The following is a 20,590-nucleotide window of genomic DNA, read 5'->3' on the forward strand; positions in this document are numbered from 1 at the left end:
AACCGGCATCCGGTAACCGGAAACAGATTAATAGCACAAAACTTATAGACTAATATTAAATTTTGCTCCAAGCGATTGCAGGTCTTCATCCACCGCATCAAGAATAGGTATGCCGTTTTTCATTCTGGCCACTTCCATTTCGCGTTCAGGATCGCCGGGAATAAGCACCTGGTCCTGTCCTTCAACAGTTTTGGCAGTGCGAAAACGCCTGATCCATTTATCCATATGCTGTTTAAATTCAGCAGCGGGGCGAAAAGCATCAACCCGCATAGCGCCAAAGAAATGACCAATGCCTTTGCCGGGCATTTCGGTGGGCATAGGTACATAGGCGGGGAAGGGAGGTACCCAGGGGCCATAATTGGCGCCGCTCAGCACGGCCGAAAAAATATCTACAATAGCTCCCAGCGCATAGCCTTTGTGGCTGCCATGTTCTCGATCACCGCCCAGGGGCAGCAAAGCGCCACCTGATTTTAATTCGTGCGGATTGGTGGAAGATTGTCCGGTTTTATCCTGTATCCAGCCCTGCGGAGCTTCCTGGTTCTTACGTTGTAATATTTCCAGCTTGCCATTGGCGGCCGTAGTGGTGGCCAGGTCGGCCACAAAAGCCGGTTCTTCACCACCGGGAATGGCAACGCAAATAGGATTGGTGCCCAGCAGTCTTTCTGTTGAAAAAGTAGGCGCTACGAGCGGACTTGCATTGGTCATGGCCATGCCGATCATATCGTGTTGCAGGGCCATCATGGCATGATAACCGGCAATACCAAAATGATTGCTGTTTTGCACGCTTACCCAGCCGGTACCTACGTTTTTGGCTTTATCGATAGCCACCTGCATGGCAAAAGGCGCCACTACCAGGCCTAATCCGCTATCGCCGTCGATCACTGCCGTGGAGGGTGTTTCGTGAATGATTTTGATTTCGGGTTTGGCATTTACCCGTTTTGCATCCCACAGGCGAACATACCCGCTGAGGCGGGCTACGCCATGTGAGTCGATGCCGCGTAAATCGGCACTAATCAAAACTCTGGCAGCCAGTTCGGCCTGCTCTGCACTGCATCCTATGTGTTGAAATATCTGATTGGTGAAGTTGAATAACTGTTGATACGAATATGTTTTTTCAGACATGGTGCAAAGAAAGCAAAAAGTTTGAGGTTTGTGGTTTGTTGTTTGTGGTTTCTTGCGGTTCGGTCACGCTGATTAAAACCTGAACTGATGAATAGGTTAAAAGCTTTCTTAGTTCAATGCTTCAGAAAAATACAGACTGTTGCTAATATTCAGAAATTCCAAAGCGCGGTAGCAACAACAAACTTCAAACCCCGTCCGACCGGGTCATCCGGGCGGGCACAAACCATAAACTATAACTATGCTTTCAGTCTCATATTAACCGGGTCCCAGAAAATAATTCTCTTTTGAAAATAACTATCGTTGGCTGCCAGGCAGGGCGCAGCAGCGCGAAAGGCAAATTCGGGTCCTTCGTTGGCCATGGTGCCTGAACGAATGGCGTCAAAGAAATTCGTGAAGTGATCGAGGTGGTCGCTGTATCCTTCATGCACCTGGTATTTTACCGGCGCTTTTTCGGGTCTTTTCTGATCGTCTTTGGTCCAGTGATCGTTGTATTGTTGTTTCAATACATCCTGCATAGCCTGCGGATAGGTGCTCAATGCATCGTAGCCGCCAATACCGGGCGCTTTGGGCAGCAGGCTGTGCGACAGGGTAAATCCGTTTCCATCCATTTCGATCATCCCTTCGGTGCCTATTAAACGGATAACACTTTTATTGCCGCTGCCACTAATGAAGTTCACTCTCAGCATTACCTGAAACGCAGGATGGTCTTTGGTAAGCGGATAATCCATAATAGCTGTCATTACATCGGGAACATCGCGGCCATCTTTCCAGTAAGATAATTGTCCGCTCGAAACAATTCTGTTGGGCCCTTTTGAATCGGTGATCATATGAATACCCGATAACAGATGCACAAACAAATCGCCGGCCATGCCGGTGCCGAATGCTTTATAATTACGCCACCAGAAAAACTTTTTAGGATCAAAAGGCATCGGAGGCTGGCCCGATGTATAGCGTCGCCAGTCAACCGTTTGTGGCGAAGCATCGGTGGGCATGGTATATTCCCATGCGCCGATGGCGCTTTGGCGGTCGTAGGTCGCTTCAACACAATTCAGCTGTCCAATTTCTCCGGCCTTGTATAATTCTTTTGCTTTGAGGTAGGCAATGCTGCTTACCCGCTGACTTCCTACCTGCATTACTTTTTTGCTTAAGCGATGGGCGCCTATGAGCGGCAACCCTTCCCATAATTTATGCACCATGGGTTTTTCGCAGTAAACATGTTTTCCTTTTCGTAATGCTTCGGTAGCTATGCGTGCATGCCATACATCGGTGGTTGCAATGATCACGGCATCGATATCTTTTTTATTAAGCAGTTCGCGATAATCCTGTGTGGTAAATAAGGTACTGCCATATAACTCTTTCATCCGTTCAAGCCGGCCGGTATATAAATCGCAGGCGCCTGCCAGCTCAACACCCGGCACCTTCAACGCTGTTTCCAAATCGCTATGCCCCATAATGCCGGTACCAATAAGGCCTATGCGAATGGTGTCATTGGGGCTGATGGGTCGCTGATAACGAATGATCCGTTCTTCGAGTTTTTCGTGATTGGCCAGTGAGGCAAAGGGGCCTGCAGCCAGCATGGCTGTTGAAGCAGTTAGCTGTTTTAAAAATTTGCGGCGGGCCGAAGTGTAGTCTTTTGACATATTCATAAGAGTTAAGGTAACAGATAGTAATATTGAATGTTGAATGATGAATTTCGAAGGGTTTTCGCTTCAACATTTCACATTTGATATTCGATATTCAATATTCACGGGGGCTTTCACGGGAATGGAGTGGTAATTGGCAATCCGGGCAAGAGTTATGCAAAAACCAAACCATAAAATAAAAACAACATTATTAAAATAATCTTATAGCTATATATTTGTGACTGAGCCCCCGGAACTTAGAACCGAAACACAATGCCAGGTATTTTTCTGCTTACCTCAAGATACATATTATGCAGAAATTTTTCGCCCGGTAAATTATCTTTACTAATATGAAAATACGGGCCGTACTCTACTGTTTACTTATTATTTCACAATTTGATGCAGTTGCACAGTCGCGCCGTGAAGATATTTACAGTGATTTTGTTTTATACCATAAACGGCAGCTGTTGTACAAAGACCTGCATGAGAATGTTGTTGGAAAAGCATTTTTAGCGCCACTCGACAGCAATACTGAATACCGCTACGAAGCTGCCTGCCGTGCTATCGTACAGTTTATGCTCGATAATGATACCACGCAGCAGGGAATCACCGAGTTGTTTGTTCAATACGATTCTTTACAGTTCGATACCAAACGGGCCATGCTCGAAACGGTTTATGGCATGTATCCCGATCAATACATTCAAAGTGTTCAGTTACTGCTTGCCAAAGAAACCAATCCCATGCTTTTTTCCATTGCCGCCGTTTACAGTTTCAGATACGATACGTCGGCAACCAATGTGAACACTATTAAAAAAAGGATCAGGGAGCAATTCCCGAATTATATCAATATACCGGTGCTGGCCGAGCTGGAAAGATATCTGAATGCAAGTGTCCGTTACAAGTCGCTCACTATGGCCGAAATTGCTGACCTGTTCCGCTATCAGCAAACCGTAAAAAAGAAAACGATCTATTCGTTTCAAAGGCATAGCCGCAATTATGCCGGACTGGCCATTGTACACAATGCCGATGGCAGTTTTGTAAGATATAACGATGGCCGGTTAATGGTTTTTCAGCAGCTGGCGCGCTCGGCTTCGGGCCTGCCGTATTTTATTCCCGATGGCAATACACCACAGGGCGTGTACAGCATTCAGGGAACAGCAGTGACCTACAACAAGCTTATTGGTCCTACACCCAACCTGCAACTGCTATTGCCTTTTGAAAGAAAATGGACGACCTATTTTCAGTTAAGCGATACCGTTGTATGGAATGCGGGTTATGATGCATTGTGGTCGTATTTGCAACTGCTGCCGCCAGCATGGAGAGCCTTGCCAATGTGTACCGAAGCTTTTTATGCCGGTAAGATCGGTCGCAATGCCATCATTGCACATGGCACTACTATTGATCCGGAGTATTTTAAAAATAAACCGTATTATCCGCTTACTCCTACCATGGGTTGTTTATGTGCCAAAGAATTGTGGAATGTTACCAATGGCCGCCTGCTCGAAAGCGATCAGTTTAATCTTGTTAATGCATTTAATGCTACAGCAGGTAACAGAGGATATTTGTATGTGATTGATATCGACGATCAGCAAAAAGCCGTAAGCAGGGGCGAGGTGGAGCGATGGGTGAAGGAGTTTGAAGCGAAGAAGGCTGAAAGTATTAGGTAATAAGTTATAAGTTATAAGTAATAAGTAAAAGGCAATAGGCAATAAACAATAGACAATTAGCAATAACAAGCCAGGGCCTGAAAACAAAACACCCCGTGCTGTTGTGCAACACGGGGCGTAGTATACTTCAGCTAAAATTTAAAATGGAAGATCATCAACGGGCTCGGTAATGTCGCTCGAAGATGGAACGCCTGTGTTTGCTTTGGGCGCAGGTGCCGCATAGGTATTTTCTCCACCACCAAATCCACCACCACCATTTTCAGGACGGCCGCCCAGTAATTGTATAGTTTGTACGCGAAGTGTAAGTGTGGCACCAAAGCTGCCATCGTTTTTTGTATAGGTTCTCAGGTCAGGATTTCCTTCAACATACACCTGCTGGCCCTTACGTAAGTAAGGTGCTATGCCGGTGCGGTCGCTCCAGTAAGCACAGTCCACCCATATGGTCCTGTCTTTCTGGTTACCCTGGGCATCACGGAATTTTTCGGTATGTGCTACAGAAAAATTCATTACTGTTTTTCCGTTTACGTTGTTGGTAACGCAATCTTTACCCAGGTTGCCGATAACTTGTAACTTAATCATACTTAATAAATTTAGCGTCGTACTTTAAAATTGTTTGTGGGGCAATTTACGGTTTCCCGCAACAGCAACAATACCCCTTTATGGGGTGGGGAAAAAATATTGCTAAGTATCAATATGATGGTTGAATGGATTGATTGTTAGATTGTTATGGGCTCCAAAAATTTGGGAACTCCGTAACAAATGGAACTGTTTAAAATTGAAACTCCGAACCATCAAATCATCAAACCATCGAACCATCAATATCAGCTCTTCGCCGATCCTGTTTCAATCTATCTTTCAAAGAAAATAGCATTCATAAATAATTTGGTGCTACAACAGCCAAAAGGCCCTGAAGTTGGGATTGCCGGCAATTGAATAACATGGCCGTTACCCAATGTGTTCACGAGTTCCGCCGCTGTATTCTTAAGGGCGTCATTATTTTATTTTGTTATGAACCCGCTTTGCAATGGTTTGTCGCTATACACAAAAGGATTGAGATAAGGACTTTATTTCTTTCAGGGTAAATGGTATTGGTGTTAAACAGATCGACAAAATGGAATAATACTCACGTCGATACGCAGGTTAAAAAAGAAGAACATTTCGTATGTGAAAAAATAATTATTTTTATTACGTGAACCAATAACTGTTGTTCATTATTCTATCTCTGTGAAAATCTCTCTGGTATAGTTCTGCTTATAGCTTCGCGCCGATTACTTTTTCAACTTGTACCACTAATGCAGGGTCACGTTATGTATCCTGCTGTGATATAAATATAGTTGATGGATTATCCTAACAAGAGAAAGTAAGAAGGGTATAAAAAAACAACACCCGGGTTACGTTGCCTTTTGGCGCATTAGGCTGGCTTGATAGTGACTTAAAAGGCTGGAGTAATAAAATTAATTTCTTTAAACCTGTATATAACCGGATAGCGGAAATAGTTTGACATTCCGGTGACATTTTCCGCCACATGAACTGATCCCGACCATTAATTATTAGTTCGCGATATATTGCTGATTATCAATACTCTTCTTTGTTCCTTGCTTAGTATTGACCTACTGCCCATTGCCTATTGCCCATTGCCTTTCTATGCCTTGCGCCTTGCCCCTTAAATTGTATCTTTGCCCCTTCAATTTTTTAAAGTCATGAGCCGGAAAGGAAAAGTTTTGGTGGCAATGAGCGGTGGTATCGATAGTACCATTACGGCCCTTATGTTAAATGATCAGGGGTACGAAGTGGTTGGCATTACCATGAAAACATGGGATTATGCTACCAGTGGCGGGGGCAAAAAAGAAACCGGCTGTTGTAATATCGATTCCTTTAATGATGCCCGTATGGCTGCCGTGCAGCACGGGTTCCCTCATTATATTCTCGATATCCGCGACGAGTTTGGCGATTTTGTAATTGAGAATTTTGTTGATGAATACCTCGCAGGCCGCACACCTAACCCATGTGTGATGTGCAATACACACATTAAGTGGCGGGCTTTGTTAAAACGCGCCGATGCACTTAACTGCGATTACATTGCAACAGGGCATTACGCCAATGTTCATCAGCACCAAAACGGCCGGTATTTTATCAGCAAAGGGGCCGACGAAACAAAAGATCAAAGCTATGTTTTGTGGGGCCTGCAGCAGGATCTGTTAAGTCGCACCCTGTTGCCGCTGGGAACTTATCATAAAACTGAAATTCGCCAGATGGCGCTTGACTACGGCTATCCCGAACTGGCTAAAAAAAGCGAGAGCTATGAAATTTGCTTTGTGCCCGATAACGATTACCGTGGCTTTCTGAAACGCAGGGTAGATGGCCTTGAAGAAAGAGTAGAAGGCGGCCATTTTGTAGATAAAACCGGAAAAATTCTGGGTAAACACAAAGGATATCCGTTTTATACCATCGGCCAGCGAAAAGGGCTTGATATCACTTTCGGCAAACCGGTGTATGTTACCAACATAATTCCCGAAACCAATACGGTAATGCTGGGTGATGAAGACGACCTGAACCGCCAGGAAATGGTGGTAAGCAAAATAAACTGGATGAAATACGATGGCATTTCGGATGGCCAGGAGGCCGTTACGAAAATTCGTTATAAAGATAAAGGCGCTCTTTCGAACCTGTATAATCATGAAAATGGGGTTCGGGTAAGCTTTTATCATTTTGCCAAAGGCATTGCACCCGGACAAAGCGCCGTTTTTTATGAAGGCGACGATGTAATAGGCGGAGGCGTTATACAAAGAGGACAAATAGCCTGATTTTCAGGCAATAAATAAATATTTGCATACGTTACAAACCACGCGCAAACGCGTGGTTTGTTTATTTTGCATATGTGTAGAAGCGAAAGGCGGCAAGGGCAGGCAACAAAATCATATTCGTTATTGTCCTGTAAAAAAAGACGCTGTTTTACAAACTGTTGTATGAAGAAAAGTATCATTGCTGTAATGCTCACCGGTGTACTGGTTTACGCTATTTCAGTAGCCGGCTGTAATAAAAAAGATGAAGATGCAGGCGATCAGGTAACTGATTATATGAACCTGCAGTTAGGCAAATATGTTATTTACCGGCTCGACTCCCTGACCTTTGTTAACAGAGGTCAAAAAGATACCATCGTTTCGTACCAGGCAAAGGATGCGATTGAAGGTGCAATAACAGATAATCTTGGCCGCCCGGGCTGGCGGGTTGTACGTTACCTTCGTAATGTTAACAGTACCAATGAAGACGATTGGGAACCCACACTTACATACCAGATTACCCCAACCCGCGGAACCATTGAAGTAATAGAATCGAATCTGCGGTACTTAAAACTGATCTATCCCTTTAAGGAAGGTGTTACCTGGAAAGGCAATACCTATCTGCCCGATAATCCATATGTTGATCTGTATCCGTTTAGCAATGACGAAGATATTCAAACATGGGATTATACTTATCAGGATGTAGGCGCCTCTGTAACCCTTGGCAATAAAAATTACGACAGCACGGTTACCGTTTTACAGGCTGCCGATTCAACCAATTTACCCATTCAGGCAGGTATACCGGCCTCAAAAAATCTTTGGATTGAAAAATACGCCCGCAACATTGGCCTCATTTATAAAGAAGTGGAAATGTGGGAATACCAGCCGGCAACCAGCACGCAAAGCGCATACCGGCAAGGTTTTGGTATAAAAATGACTATACTCGACCATAACTAAAAGATGGCTTGATGGCTCAATTGATTGATTGTTGGGTCGTTTCGTTTTTGAAACACTGATCAATTCGCAACAGCATAACCATCAAACCATTCCAACCATCAAACCATCAAATCAGATATCGGCATGAAAAAACTATATATCCTGTTAGTTTTATTGTTAGCAGTCACTGGTTTCACTCATGCACAGTTTACCCGTTATGTTATAAAGTTTACCGATAAAAAAGGAACACCCTACTCGCTTACAACTCCATCGGCCTGGCTTTCGACCAAAGCCATTGCCCGAAGAACAAATCAGAAAATTTCATACGATTCAACCGATTTGCCGGTAACACCGGCTTACCTCGATAGTATTCGCAATGTGTCTAACGTTACAGTATTGAATGTTTCGAAATGGCTGAACCAGGTGCTTATTAAAACCAGTGATGCCAATGCACTTGCCAAAATCAATTCTTTTCCTTTTGTAAAAAAATCAAACGGAGTAGCTCCCCGGCTTGGCGTTACTGCAACTGCCACATCCAAAAATAAATTCGATGATGAGCAACCTGTAATACCGGCAACGAATGGCCGCTTACAGGGTGTTACGGGTATTGATGGGTTTGATTATGGCAATAATTACGATCAGATACATATACACGAAGGTGAATACCTGCACGATCAGGGTTTTACCGGCCGGGGAATGACCATTGCCATATTGGATGCCGGATTTTACAGCTATCTCACCAATCCTGTGTTCGACAGCGTGCGGTTGCAAAATCGCATATTAGGCACCTGGGATTATGTGGCCAATGAAGCCAGTGTAAACGAAGATAACCTGCACGGCGCTTATGTTTTTTCGGTGCTGGCTGCCAACCGGCCGGGCGTAATGGTAGGGGCGGCGCCCCATGCCAGCTATTGGCTGTTGCGAACCGAAGATGCTGCTACAGAATACCCGGTTGAAGAACAAAACTGGGCGGTAGCCGCTGAGTTTGCCGATAGTGTAGGTGTTGACATGATATCTACCTCCCTCGGCTATTCAAATTTCGATGATCCATCCCTGAGCTATACCTATGCGCAGCGAAATGGCAACACCGCTATGATTTCAATCGCCGCCAAACTGGCTGCTAAAAAAGGCATACTGGTAGTGGCCGCCGCCGGCAACAGTGGAAATAATTCAACTGATTTGAAATATGTAGGCTGTCCGGCCGACGCCGACAGCGTGTTTACTATTGGTTCAATTGATAAATACGGCAATATTGCCAGTTCAAGCAGTTGGGGACCCAATGGAGCCGGATTGCTGAAACCCAATGTAGTTTCGGTAGGGCAGGGGGCTATTGTTGCCGCGCCATCGGGTAATACCACTGCCAGCAGCGGTACTTCGTTTGCCTGCCCCAATATGGCCGGACTGGTATGTTGTCTGTGGCAGGCCTTTCCGGAATTTACCAATATGGAAATCATGGATGCTGTTCAGAAAAGCGCCAGTAAATATAACATCCCTGATTACCGTTTCGGTTACGGCATTCCCAATTTTCACACAGCCTATACGCTGCTTGAAAATTTACGCGAAGCCCGTAATAAAGACCAGATATTATCAGGCAAATGGATTAAAGCCTATCCGGTTCCGTTTACCAGCGGTTTTAAAGTATTGCTGAAAGCGCCCGAAACAGGCCGGGCCGCCATTCGTGTTTCGAACGTCATTGGCCAGGTGATTGAGACCCGTGTGCTGGATGTAACACAGGATGTGGTATACCTCGTTGATTTTTCAAATGCGCAAACTCTTGCGAAAGGCGTGTATTACATCAAATATACCGAAGGGTCAATTAAGCAAACGCTTACTGTGGTTCGGCGATAAACAGGGCCGCAAACAACGTGTCGGCCTTTTGATCATATCCTTTTAATAATTCCATTTTATGTAATCGCAGGCGGTACTGTTGTTGCAGCAACTGAACCATTTCTTCATTTTCTTTTTTAAAAACCGAACAGGTGCAGTACAATAACCAGCCTCCTGGTTTCAGTTGCGGTATTACGTTATGAATAATTTTTTTTTGTAAAGAACTGTACCTGTTAATCTCCTCTGCATTAAAATAGTATAACTGCTCAGGTGTACGGCTCCATGTGCCCGAGCCGCTGCAGGGAACATCGGTGATTATTATATCGAATGTTGACCCTGTAAATGCGGATGCCGATAAGTCGATAACAAACGGATGCCAGGCGCTTATACCTGCGGCGGCAAATCTTTTTTTCAGATTGAAGAGGATCGATTCTCTGATATCGGTAACGGTGATATCAATTTGTTTGAATACATCATGCGCCAATATTGATTTTCCGCCGCTGGCAGCACAGGCATCCCATACGCTGAGGGTCCTGAGCGCAGTCGAAGGACGTGATTGAGACGCACTGAGCGAAGTCGAAGTGTGTGATTGAGAAGCGCTGAGCGTAGCCGAAGCGCGAACGTGCTTCATAAACTCACCCACCCGCTGTGAGCTGTAATCCTGCACCACCGCTTCTTTATCTGTTTCAATTACCGTGTCAATTTTAGAAGCATTCGGCAGGGCGATACATGTATCGGATACATTGGTAAATGACAGGCCGGCCTGTTGCAGTTTTAGCCGTACCGTTTGTTCCTTACCGGGGCGTAAACGCAGAAAAAGATCGGGTTGTGTAAAAAAAGAAATGCAGAATTGTTCGTAATCGATGCCTTCGCTCAGTTCGTCTTTCCAGGGAAAAATGGCGTTTAATGAAATGCTTAACTGATCAAGCTTTTGCTTTACCGGAAGATGGGCTGTTTCATTCCATTCGGGTTTCAGGTTTTGCAGTAATTCATTAGGCCCGGTTGAACAAAGAAATAAACCTGTTAGTATCCGTTCTTCAATTGAAAGATGCGGTAATGCCTTACCCGTGCGAAAACAGGCATAGCAAAGCTGAGAAATATTTTTCCTGTCTTTTGACCCGTATTTTTTATGCTGAGCAAAGAACTGTTTTATAAAGTTGCCGAACGGTTGCTTTCCGTTGTATTGTTGCAGCAATTGCACGGCGGTATTCAGATGGGAGAAATATTTCATTGCCATGCAAGATACGATCCAAAAAAATAATATCTTACCTTACTAATTACCTGTGCGGTATGCGCAAATTGCTGCTATTACTATATGTGCTGTATGTGCATTTGTATGTGTCGGGCCAGCCTGCTTCTCCGGAACATTATGTTTTTAAAGTAAAGGATCCTGTAACAATACTGGAAATAATTATAAAGCCGCCTTTCTGGCGTACATACTGGTTACTTGCTTTGTGTATTTTATTGCTGGCGGTTCTGTTGTATGCGTTTTACCGGTACCGCATTAACCAGTTGATACAAATGCAAAAAGTGCGCAACCGCATTGCTACCGACCTGCACGATGAAATTGGAACCACCTTAACAAACATCAGTATACTTTCAGAATTGAGTAAGAAAAATCTGCAACAGAAAGAAGACGCTATCGTATTTCTCGACCGTATAGCAGAAGAAGTGCAAAATTCAAGTCAGGCCCTCGATGATATTGTATGGAGCATCAATACAAAAAACGATACCCTTGAACAAACTGTTGCCCGCATGCGACGGTATGCTGCCGAAATATTCGATGCCGCCAACATCCGCTATTCGTTGCATCTGAATGAAGCATTTGAAAACTACAAACTGAACATGGAGCAACGCCGTGATTGCTTTTTGATTTTCAAGGAAAGCTTAAATAATATTTACAAACATGCACAGGCAAGGAATGTGCAGATAAAAGTGTGGATCGAAAAAAGTCAGCTGCACATGATGATAAAAGACGATGGGAAGGGATTTGACATTACCACGGCAACGCACCGGAACGGATTGAAAAATATTCGCAATCGTATACAAAAGTGGGAGGGTGCTGTAACGATCACTTCGTCGGAGGGGGAGGGTACTATGACGGAGCTGAAGATGCCTGTTTGATAATGCCATTAGGCATCAAATGTTGGTAGAAAGAATGTTTGGATTGGTATCGTCCCGTAGGGACGAAACCTAAAGCATGGAATCGATGTTTCGTCCTTACAGGGCGACATTCCTTGTTTGAATTTTCTACCAACATTATGTCCCTGATGGGACAATAGAGTACCCCATTCTTTTACCCATTCCTAATTAAACGATATTCTCTACTACCTTCTTCTATCCCCCCAATGAGCGATACCTATGAGTTGTATAACCTTTTTAATTTTGTACAATGCCTATAAAAATTGTGTTATTCGAAGATAATGACCGCCTGCGCGAGTCGCTGGCTTATTTACTGAAGATGAATGAGTATGAGGTGGTGGGCGATTATAACCAATGCAGCGAGGCGGCCAATATTGCGCGGGTGTATGAACCTGATGTGGTTTTGATGGATATCGATATGCCGGGCGACAATGGCATCAAAGGCGTGCGAATGATAAAAGAGGCGCGACCGCAAACCTCGGTGATCATGTATACGGTTTTTGAAGATGATGAAAAGTTATTTGAGTGCCTGTGTGCCGGGGCTAATGGCTATCTGCTTAAAAAAACGCCGCCTGCGCGTTTGTTCGATGCCATTCAGGAAGTGCTCGAAGGCGGCGCGCCGATGAGTCCGGTTATTGCACGCAAGGTGTTGAATTCGTTTCAGGTAAAAGAAACCTCCAATAAATATCACTTATCTCCCCGCGAAATTGAAGTGCTGCAATGGCTTATCAAGGGCTATAGCATTAAGATAATTGCAGCTGAAATGAGTCTTGCTTTCGATACCGTGCGCTCGCATCTGAAAAACATTTATCAGAAACTGCATGTGAATTGTGGTAAGGAGGCGATAGCGAAAGCATTGAGCGAGCGGATCGTGTAACTACTCATACTCATCTTTATACATCGGTTTTATATTGTATTTTTTTCTAATAGCCACTAAGCGTTCTTTAGATAGCTTTTTACAGGCGTCATCAATATTGCCGGCTAATAGTTCATATACAAATATGTTAACGCGGTATAAGTCTAAGCTTTCTACATAAAATCGAAAACTGGTAGTATCTGTAAAAAAACTTTCACCAATATTCTCTATTGAATCATAGTTTCTTCTTACTAAAGCCCAGATTGAATATAAACGCAAACTCAGCATGTATTGCGGGTGGGTGAATACTATTATGGAATCGATTGGGTAATTAGCTGCATAGTATTCAAATTTCATGAAATTCAGGCAGGGCATTCCCGATTCACCAAAGAACTTATAACACACATTGTTCCCAATTGCAAGATATGGTACAATGGTGTCTCCCTCAAACCGGGGTTTTATAAACGGATCGATAAAAAAAAGTTTTTTATTCTGCGGGAATGCGGTTTGGCAAACAAAGAGCAGCAGTATAATTATGGAACTACGCATCTATACAAAATAAAAAAGTGCCTGTTTTGCAACAAGCACTTTCAAAAATTTAACACTCACTTTATTATAATTCCAGCAACGTTTTTACCGGATCTTTACCAAACAGCAACAGTTCAGGGTTTTCGAGCAATTCTTTTACGCGTACCAAAAAGCTTACGCTCTCACGGCCGTCGATGATGCGGTGATCGTAGCTTAAAGCCAGGTACATCATGGGTTTAATTACTACCTGTCCGTTTATAGCCATCGGGCGCTCCTGAATTTTGTGCATACCCAGTATGGCGCTTTGGGGCAGGTTAATGATCGGTGTGCTCATTAAGGAGCCGAACACGCCACCATTGGTAATGGTAAAGGTACCGCCCTGCAGTTCGTCCATTGATAATTTATTGTCTCTTGCTTTATTGGCCAGCTCAATTACTTTCTTCTCAATTTCGGCCATGCTCAAACTTTCAACATTGCGAATTACCGGAACCGTTAAACCGCGTGGTGTTGAAACGGCGATCGAAATATCGCAGTATTCGTGGTATACAAGATGATCGCCATCGATATAGGCATTAACAGCAGGCCATTCCTGTAAGGCAATGGCGCAGGCTTTGGCAAAAAAGCTCATAAAGCCCAGGCCAACACCGTGTGCTTCCTTGAATTTATCTTTAAACTTGCTGCGGATAGCCATAATGCTGCTCATGTCAGCCTCGTTAAAGGTGGTGAGCATGGCTGTTGTATTCTTGGCTTCTACCAGGCGGCGACTGATGGTTTTGCGCAGCTGGCTCATTTTTTCCATTTTCTTATCGCGGCTGAACAGGGGCTTGCCGCCTGTTACTTTGCCGGGGTTCGATAAGGCTGCCAGTACATCGTTCTTAACGATCTTGCCGCTGTAACCGCTGGGCGTAACCGATTTGGGATCTACTTTTTTGTCGGCAATAATAGCTGCAGCAACCGGTGTTGCTTTAATATCATTAGATACGGCTGTAACCGGTGCTTGTGAGGTTTGAGTCGCAGGAGCTTCAGACTTCGTTTCCTTAGGTGTTCCGTTGGATGCGGGTGCGCCCTGTGGTTTGGGGGCTGTTTCATCAATAGATGCCAGTATATCTCCAATCTTAAGGGTATCGCCTTCCTGCGCTGATTGCTTCAGGGTGCCTGCCTGTTCGGCATTAACTTCAAAAGTGGCTTTTTCGCTTTCCAGTTCTGCGATCACTTCATCTCTTTCAACATAATCACCGCTGTTCTTTACCCATCTTAATAAAGTAACCTCGCTAATGGATTCTCCAACTGTCGGAACTTTTATATCTATCATAAAAAACGTTTCTGTTTGTCGTCAATGGTGAATGGTCAATGGTCAATAGTCAATAGGTCGTTCATTATTCAATCTCTTCTGACTTCCGACCTCCGACTTCCGTTATCAAATTGAGAATGCTGTATCGATAATCTCTGCCTGCTCCTGTGCGTGTACCTTGGCATAACCGGTAGCAGTAGCTGCGCTTGGCTGGCGGCTGATCACTCCGTAATTAATACTCTTCAGGTTCATTTGCAGGTAAGCGGCGGCGCCCATGTTCAACGGCTCTTCCTGTACCCAGAACCAGGTGGCTTTGCTGTACTTGCGATACAGTTCTTCGAGCTGGTTTAACGGTAAAGGATATAACTGTTCGAGCCTTACAATGGCGGTATCTTTTTTATTTTCTTTTTGCTGACGTTCGGCCAGATCGAAGTATACTTTACCACTGCAGAACAATACTTTTCTAATCTGCGAAGCGTCATTGGTATACGCATCGTCAATCACTTCTTTGAAGCCTCCGGTTAAAAACTCCTGTTTGGGTGAGTAGGTACCGGCATGGCGCAGATTGGCTTTGGGCGAAAAGTTGATCAGCGGTTTGCGGAACGGCCAGGTTAACTGACGGCGCAGTGCATGGAAGAAGTTAGCCGCGGTTGTAATATTGGTTACTACCATATTTTGTTCGGCGCACATTTGTAAGAAGCGTTCCATACGCGCACTGCTGTGCTCGGGTCCCTGCCCTTCATAACCGTGCGGCAGCAACATGGTAACCCCGTTCATACGATTCCATTTTTGCTCACCGGCCGATATGAACTGGTCGATCATGGTTTGTGCTCCGTTACAGAAATCGCCAAACTGCGCTTCCCATATAACAAGGCTATTGGGGTTTGCCATGGCATAGCCATATTCAAAACCCAATACACCATATTCACTTAGTAATGAATTGTAAATTCTGAATTGTCCCTGAGCATCGGGAATAGCGCTCAGTCTGCTGTACGCTTTATCATTGTTTTCGTCGCGCAATACAGCATGGCGGTGCGAAAAGGTTCCGCGCCGAACATCCTGTCCGCTCATACGCACATCTTTTCCTTCGAGCAACAGGCTGCCATAGGCCATCAGTTCACCGGTAGCCCAGTCAACCTTGCCTTCTTCATTATATAATTTTATTTTATCCTGAATGATCTTTTCAACTTTCTTCAATGGCTTGAAGTCGTTGGGCCAGGTCATCAGTGCATCAAATACCTTTTTAAAGTCGGTTTCGCTGAGAGAAGTAACAGGCGATTTGTCAAAATCGGTTTCTGTTGCTTTACGCAAACTTTTCCAGGCCAGTTCGGGCTGCTGATAATGATAAGGAAGGGGATTTTGTTTTATTTCATCGAGCCTTTCCTGTAAGTCGCCCCAGAATTTTTTCTCCATTTCCTTAGCCAGATCTTTGGCATCGGCTTCTCCGTTCTCGAGTAAATAGTTTGTATACACTTCACGCGGGTTTGCATGCTTTTCGATCAGTGAATACAACTGCGGTTGTGTGAATTTGGGATCATCGCCCTCGTTATGTCCGTGACGGCGATAACAAACCATATCGATGAATACATCTGCATTGAATTCCTGGCGGTAGCGGGTGGCAATTTCAACACATTTTACAACAGCTTCGGCATCGTCGCCATTTACGTGTAATACCGGCGCCTGTATCATGGCAGCCAGTGAAGTACAGTAGTCTGAACTGCGGGCATCGTCGAAATCGGTGGTAAAACCGATCTGGTTGTTGATCACAAAATGAATGGTACCTCCGGTATAATATCCGTCGAGGTCGCTCATTTGCAGCACTTCGTATACAACACCCTGTCCGGCAACAGACGCGTCGCCGTGGATCAGAATGGGCAATATTTTATCAAAGTCGCTATTATATAATACGTCGGCCTTGGCCCGTGCAAAACCTACTACTACGGGATCTACCGCTTCGAGGTGCGATGGGTTGGGCATCAGTTTCAGGTGAATGGTTTTGCCATCGGCGGTTTGCACTTCACTGCCATAGCCCATGTGGTATTTTACGTCGCCGCTACCCATGGTTTGATCGAGCTTGGCGGTGCCTTCAAACTCGCTGAATATCTGCTCATAGGTTTTGCCCATGATGTTGGCCAGTACATTCAACCTGCCGCGGTGTGCCATACCTATTACTACTTCCTGCACATCGTTATTGGCGGCAGTGGTAATAATGGAGTCGAGGGCTGCAATGGTTGTTTCACCGCCTTCGAGTGAGAACCTTTTCTGCCCTATATATTTGGTATGAAGAAATTTCTCAAAGATCACTCCCTGGTTCAGCTTTTCGAGAATGCGTTTTTGCTTTTCGATGGAGAACGGTTTTATGAAGTTCCGCTCCATTTCGTTGGTAAGCCAGTCAACACGCTTTTGATCGCTGATGTATTTGAACTCGATGCCTACATGCGCAGCATAGCATTGCTGCATGTGCTGCAGAATATTGCGCAGGGTAGTGGTACCCAGCCCGATCATATTACCTGCGTGGAATGTTTTATCGAGGTCCGCTTCAGTAAAACCGTAGAACCCAAGGTCAAGGTTGGCGCCGCGATCTTTACGCTGGCGAATCGGGTTGGTTTTGGCAATAAGGTGTCCCTTGTTGCGGTACCCGAGAATAAGGCGGTAGGCGCCTACTTCTTTTCGCCAGTCGATCGATTCACCGGTTGTCACGCCACCGGGCGTGACTTCGGTAGTTCCGCCAATGGTGGCGGTTCCGTTTGTCCCGTTTTTGCCTTGTCCCACGGCAAAGTCAAATCCTTCAAAAAATTTTTTGAGGTCGGGATCAACACTATTGGGATCTTGTAAGAAATCCCGGTAAAGGTTTTCAATAAAGGCCGGGTGGGAATTTGTGATATACGAAAAATCCTTCATGAGGATGCAATTGAGCTTAAAGTATATTGATTATTAAAAATCGGGGTACAAATATCGGTCAAAATTAATAGGAACGAAAGGCCAATTTGACTGATTTTGTGTTTTTTGAACTCTTTTGTCCGCAAACGATACCGGAACCCGCAATAAACGTAAGTTTCTGATTAAACAACATATCTGCTGAATAAAAAGTTGCGCCCCGATCGGGCCGGGCATCCTTGCTTCACTTTCGGGGGGCTGAAGTGCTAGTGAAGGTGCCTGAAACCAGGGCAACACACGGTCGCGAAACATATGACCCGGTCAAATAGGTGACAGGTATGGAGCTGGCAGGGAGCTACCAGGGAGTAACTAAGGAGTAACCCGGGAGGAACATTCCTATAAGTTCCCTATAAGTTCTCTATAAATCCCCTATAAGTTGGCTTTAACTTAACTATAAGTTCTCTACAACTTGCCTATAACTCTGCTATAACACTACTATCAGAAGGAACGTACCTGTGAATGTGACCCGATCAAACAGTTAATAATTGCCCATCCGGTAACCGCAAACCGGTAACTGATAACCGGTAACCGGGACCTGCTAACCTGCTGTTTTTCATTCAAAATAGAAAAACATAACATTTTTATGGTATTATTTTTCTTTTTACCCGGCAAATCCCTACCTTTGCCGTCCTAAATTTTGGAACGAAATGGCAAATCATAAGGCTACTAAAAAAGATGTTCGTCAATCTGCCAAAAGACGTGATAGAAATAAGTATTACGGTAAAACTACCCGTAATGCCATCCGTGACCTGAAAGTTATTAAGACTGGCGCGGAAGCTGCTAAAGAGTTTCCTGAAGTAGCTTCTATGATTGACAAACTGGCTAAAAGAGGCGTGATCCATAAAAATAAAGCCGCTAATCTGAAAAGTAAGCTGGCCCGTAAGATCAACACCTTAGCAAAATAATTGAACTCATTATTTTTTTTGTTTTTTTTCCTCCCGTTTTCGCGGGAGGTTTTTTGTTTTGGGGTAGGCTGAAGGCTGCCTTGTTTCCTGTATCTTGGTTCTTACTTAAGCACCAACACTATGAGAAAATTAGCGGCATTCGTTCTTCTGTTATTTCCCTGTTTCGGGTTCAGTCAGCAAATTCTTACCCGCTACGAACAATCACAAACCAAAGAAACGCCTACCTATAAGGAAATCATCGACTGGTGGACGATGATGGATGCCCGTTTTGCCACAATAAAGATGTTAACTATGGGGCCAACCGATGCCGGTTTTCCCCTGCACCTGGTGCTGGTTTCGAACTCCACCGATTTTGACATGACCAGTTTGCATCGCAAAAACAGGCGCATCATTCTTATTAATAATGGTATACATCCGGGCGAGCCCGATGGTATCGATGCCAGCATGCTGCTGGTGCGTGATATTGCCACCGGTAAAGAAAAACTGCCAAACAATGTGGTGCTGGCCATTATTCCTATATATAATATCGGCGGATGCCTGAATCGCAGCTCCTGGTACCGGGCCGATCAAAACGGTCCCGATAGTTTTGGCTCGCGCGGCAATTCGCAAAACCTCGATTTGAACCGCGACTTCATCAAATGCGACTCTAAAGAAGCCAGGTCTTTTGCCGAAATATTTCACCTGTGCGATCCCGATGTGTTTGTCGACAACCACGTAAGTAACGGGGCCGATTACCAGCATGTGATGACGCTGCTTACCACGCAGTATAATAAACTGGGTGGCGTTATGGGCAACTATCTGCATAATGAGTTTGAACCGGGGTTGTACAAACTGATGAAGGAAAAAGGGTACGACCTGGTGCCATATGTTGATTTTGCCGGTAACACTCCTGAACAGGGCATGATGGCTTATTTCGACGGTCCGCGTTACAGCAGCGGGTATGCTACTTTATGGCACAGCTTTGCTTTTATAACTGAAACGCATATGCTGAAACCATATGCACAGCGGGTGCAAAGTACCTATGCCATGATGCAAAGTATGATTGCTTTTACCAGTCAGCACAGCGCAACCATTCAACAGCTTCGCAACGAAACCAAAAAATCGGTGACCCTGCAAAACAGTTTTGCTGTTAGCTGGAAACCGGATACAACCCGTTCTGAACAGGTGGTATTTAAAGGATACGAAGCAGGCTATAAAGCCAGTAATGTATCGGGGCTGCCCCGATTGTATTACGATCGTACCAAACCTTATGAAAAGAAAATTCAATACTTCAATTTTTATAATGCGCGCACAACAGTAACAAAACCGGTTGCTTACATTATACCTCAGGGCTGGTGGAAAGTGATTGACCAACTGAAGCTGAATAAAGTGAATATGCGGCAACTTTCGAAAGACACGACTATTGAAGTGGAAGTATACCATATAGATGATTATAAAACCTTTCCCCATCAGTTCGAAATGCATCACCTGAACACCGATGTAACAGTGAGTAAACGAAAATTGACCGTCGGTTTTCGTAAGGGTGATTATTATATTCCGATGAACCAGCCGGCTAACCGTTTTATAGCAGAAGTGCTGGAGCCGCAGGGTGATGACTCGTATTTTGCATGGAACTATTTTGATGCAATACTCGGGCGGAAAGAAGGATACAGTGCTTATGCGTTTGAAGATATTGCGGCTGATTATCTGGCCCAACATCCTGATCTTAGAAAACAGCTCGAAGAGCGCAAAGCAACTGATACGGCTTTTGCCGCCAGTGCCTCTGCACAGCTCGATTTTGTGTACAGAAACAGCCCCTGGTATGAGCCTGAGTATTTGCGCTATCCGGTGTATAGGGTGGTGAATGGGCAATAAGCAATAGGCAATGAGCAATAGGCAATTGTCAATGGTTAAACAGCAATGGGTAATCGACGTAAGCAATAAGAGGGTTTTCAATTTGCCAATTGTCTGTTGCCTATTGCCAGGTGGTACTATTCG

Annotated in this window: 16 protein-coding genes; 9 read left to right on the forward strand and 7 right to left on the reverse strand. The window is 44.6% G+C overall.

All coding sequences use genetic code 11. From position 1 onward, the window contains the following. Positions 1–42 precede the first annotated feature (42 nt). Together AC59IL_RS33615 and AC59IL_RS33620 are read right to left on the reverse strand one after the other, a co-directional pair. Positions 43–1,122 (reverse strand): Ldh family oxidoreductase, encoded by a 1,080-nt coding sequence (locus AC59IL_RS33615; RefSeq protein WP_496556644.1) that lies wholly within the window; start codon positions 1,120–1,122, stop codon positions 43–45. Positions 1,123–1,358: 236 nt separating this feature from the next. Beyond that, positions 1,359–2,762, reverse strand: coding sequence for a Gfo/Idh/MocA family protein (locus AC59IL_RS33620; protein WP_496556645.1), 1,404 nt, complete (start codon positions 2,760–2,762; stop codon positions 1,359–1,361). Between the two features lie 332 nt (positions 2,763–3,094). Here AC59IL_RS33620 and AC59IL_RS33625 point away from each other — a divergent pair, with 332 nt between their 5' ends. Further along, positions 3,095–4,411, forward strand: coding sequence for a hypothetical protein (locus tag AC59IL_RS33625; protein WP_496556646.1), 1,317 nt, complete (start codon positions 3,095–3,097; stop codon positions 4,409–4,411). A 138-nt stretch (positions 4,412–4,549) separates the two neighbouring features. On the opposite strand, the gene AC59IL_RS33630 is transcribed toward AC59IL_RS33625, so the two are convergent. Continuing rightward, positions 4,550–4,990 carry a single-stranded DNA-binding protein gene (locus AC59IL_RS33630; RefSeq protein WP_496556647.1) on the reverse strand — a complete coding sequence of 147 codons (441 nt, stop codon included), beginning with the start codon at positions 4,988–4,990 and terminating at the stop codon, positions 4,550–4,552. A 180-nt stretch (positions 4,991–5,170) separates the two neighbouring features. Here AC59IL_RS33630 and AC59IL_RS33635 point away from each other — a divergent pair, with 180 nt between their 5' ends. The 4 genes from AC59IL_RS33635 (at position 5,171) to AC59IL_RS33650 (ending at position 9,975) form a co-directional block, all read left to right on the forward strand. Continuing rightward, positions 5,171–5,344: a hypothetical protein gene (locus tag AC59IL_RS33635; RefSeq protein ID WP_496556648.1), complete on the forward strand. Its 174-nt coding sequence runs from the start codon at positions 5,171–5,173 to the stop codon at positions 5,342–5,344. Between the two features lie 767 nt (positions 5,345–6,111). Further along, positions 6,112–7,215: a tRNA 2-thiouridine(34) synthase MnmA gene (mnmA, locus tag AC59IL_RS33640; RefSeq protein WP_496556649.1), complete on the forward strand. Its 1,104-nt coding sequence runs from the start codon at positions 6,112–6,114 to the stop codon at positions 7,213–7,215. Positions 7,216–7,377: 162 nt separating this feature from the next. Further along, on the forward strand, positions 7,378–8,148 hold the full coding sequence (locus AC59IL_RS33645) for a hypothetical protein (RefSeq protein ID WP_496556650.1): 771 nt from the start codon (positions 7,378–7,380) through the stop codon (positions 8,146–8,148). Between the two features lie 123 nt (positions 8,149–8,271). Further along, complete coding sequence (locus AC59IL_RS33650) at positions 8,272–9,975, forward strand: S8 family serine peptidase (protein WP_496556651.1); 1,704 nt, start codon at positions 8,272–8,274, stop codon at positions 9,973–9,975. On the opposite strand, the gene AC59IL_RS33655 is transcribed toward AC59IL_RS33650, so the two are convergent. After that, positions 9,956–11,185, reverse strand: coding sequence for an RsmB/NOP family class I SAM-dependent RNA methyltransferase (locus AC59IL_RS33655; RefSeq protein ID WP_496556652.1), 1,230 nt, complete (start codon positions 11,183–11,185; stop codon positions 9,956–9,958). The genes AC59IL_RS33650 and AC59IL_RS33655 overlap by 20 nt on opposite strands. 59 nt (positions 11,186–11,244) lie before the next feature. On the opposite strand from AC59IL_RS33655, the gene AC59IL_RS33660 reads away from it, so the two are divergent. Together AC59IL_RS33660 and AC59IL_RS33665 are read left to right on the forward strand one after the other, a co-directional pair. Further along, positions 11,245–12,078, forward strand: coding sequence for a sensor histidine kinase (locus AC59IL_RS33660; protein ID WP_496556653.1), 834 nt, complete (start codon positions 11,245–11,247; stop codon positions 12,076–12,078). A 268-nt stretch (positions 12,079–12,346) separates the two neighbouring features. Beyond that, a complete protein-coding gene (locus tag AC59IL_RS33665; RefSeq protein WP_496556654.1) occupies positions 12,347–12,973 on the forward strand; it encodes a response regulator in 627 nt (208 codons plus the stop codon). On the opposite strand, the gene AC59IL_RS33670 is transcribed toward AC59IL_RS33665, so the two are convergent. The 3 genes from AC59IL_RS33670 to AC59IL_RS33680 all read right to left on the reverse strand — a co-directional run bounded on the left by AC59IL_RS33670 (position 12,974) and on the right by AC59IL_RS33680 (position 17,672). Beyond that, complete coding sequence (locus AC59IL_RS33670; protein ID WP_496556655.1) at positions 12,974–13,501, reverse strand: hypothetical protein; 528 nt, start codon at positions 13,499–13,501, stop codon at positions 12,974–12,976. A gap of 64 nt (positions 13,502–13,565) precedes the next feature. Continuing rightward, complete coding sequence (gene odhB, locus AC59IL_RS33675; protein ID WP_496556656.1) at positions 13,566–14,792, reverse strand: 2-oxoglutarate dehydrogenase complex dihydrolipoyllysine-residue succinyltransferase; 1,227 nt, start codon at positions 14,790–14,792, stop codon at positions 13,566–13,568. Positions 14,793–14,897: 105 nt separating this feature from the next. Then, positions 14,898–17,672, reverse strand: a complete 2,775-nt coding sequence (locus AC59IL_RS33680) for a 2-oxoglutarate dehydrogenase E1 component (protein WP_496556657.1) — start codon at positions 17,670–17,672, stop codon at positions 14,898–14,900. A 683-nt stretch (positions 17,673–18,355) separates the two neighbouring features. Between AC59IL_RS33680 and rpsT the strand changes: the two genes are divergently transcribed. Both rpsT and AC59IL_RS33690 read left to right on the forward strand, forming a co-directional pair. Beyond that, positions 18,356–18,613 (forward strand): 30S ribosomal protein S20, encoded by a 258-nt coding sequence (gene rpsT, locus AC59IL_RS33685; protein ID WP_496556658.1) that lies wholly within the window; start codon positions 18,356–18,358, stop codon positions 18,611–18,613. Between the two features lie 120 nt (positions 18,614–18,733). Next, positions 18,734–20,467 carry a M14 family metallopeptidase gene (locus AC59IL_RS33690; protein WP_496556659.1) on the forward strand — a complete coding sequence of 578 codons (1,734 nt, stop codon included), beginning with the start codon at positions 18,734–18,736 and terminating at the stop codon, positions 20,465–20,467. Positions 20,468–20,590: the final 123 nt, after the last annotated feature.

The organism is Niastella sp. sgz303648, assembly GCF_059587045.1.